We start from the raw sequence: 766 nt of genomic DNA, 5'->3' as shown, positions 1-766 counted from the left end.
GAATCTCTGTTTTGATTTCTCTTCCTCCAGCTACTAAGATGTTTCAGTTCGCTGGGTTGGCTCTTTCCTGTCTATATATTCAACAGGTAGTATTTAGGGTTGCCCCATTCGGATATTTCCGGCTCTTAGTTTGCTTCCAACTCCCCGGAACATTTCGTCGGTAACCACGTCCTTCTTCGCCTCTGTGTGCCTAGGTATCCACCATTAGCCCTTATTAGCTTGACCACAATTTTTCTTTGCTTTCACATCCATCTAAATGTCTGTGTCTGCCTGCTTTTTCTCGTTCTCTTATGCAGTTTTCAAGGTTCTGGCTGGAATTTCCCCCAGCAGTCTAACTTTTATAGTTAGGTGCTGTTTTTTTTCCAATGTGGAGGTTAGCGGACTCGAACCGCTGACATCCTGCTTGCAAAGCAGGCGCTCTACCAACTGAGCTAAACCCCCAAAAAGAACTCAAAATTTCTAGTCATGCTTCAAAAATATTTAATTTTGACTTTTGACTTTTGATTTTTGACTTCCTTCAGGTGGGCCATCCTGGACTCGAACCAGGGACCTCACCCTTATCAGGGGTGCGCTCTAACCACCTGAGCTAATAGCCCTTATCGAACCAAATCATAGTTTGAAAGCTTTACTTCAAGTCTGCGACCGACCTAGGTTAGACCAATTTAGTTTCTACCCACAATTTTCACTGCTTTCGATTTCTAAATGGATTAGGTCTCCCTAAAAGGAGGTGATCCAGCCACACCTTCCGGTACGGCTACCTTGTTAC

Annotated in this window: 2 tRNA genes and 1 rRNA gene; all 3 read right to left on the bottom strand. The window is 44.1% G+C overall.

Annotated features, from left to right (window positions below):
- A 23S ribosomal RNA gene (locus FFO06_RS20705) occupies positions 1-225 on the bottom strand; the annotation flags it as partial.
- A 143-nt stretch (positions 226-368) separates the two neighbouring features.
- A tRNA-Ala gene (locus FFO06_RS20700) sits at positions 369-441 on the bottom strand.
- Between the two features lie 81 nt (positions 442-522).
- A tRNA-Ile gene (locus FFO06_RS20695) sits at positions 523-596 on the bottom strand.
- Positions 597-766 lie beyond the last annotated feature (170 nt).

The organism is Dolichospermum planctonicum, from assembly GCF_005402965.1.
Taxonomy (GTDB): Bacteria; Cyanobacteriota; Cyanobacteriia; order Cyanobacteriales; family Nostocaceae; genus Dolichospermum; species Dolichospermum planctonicum.
The sequence above is the reverse complement of the archived record's forward strand: the minus strand, read 5'-3'. Positions and strand labels throughout refer to the sequence as shown.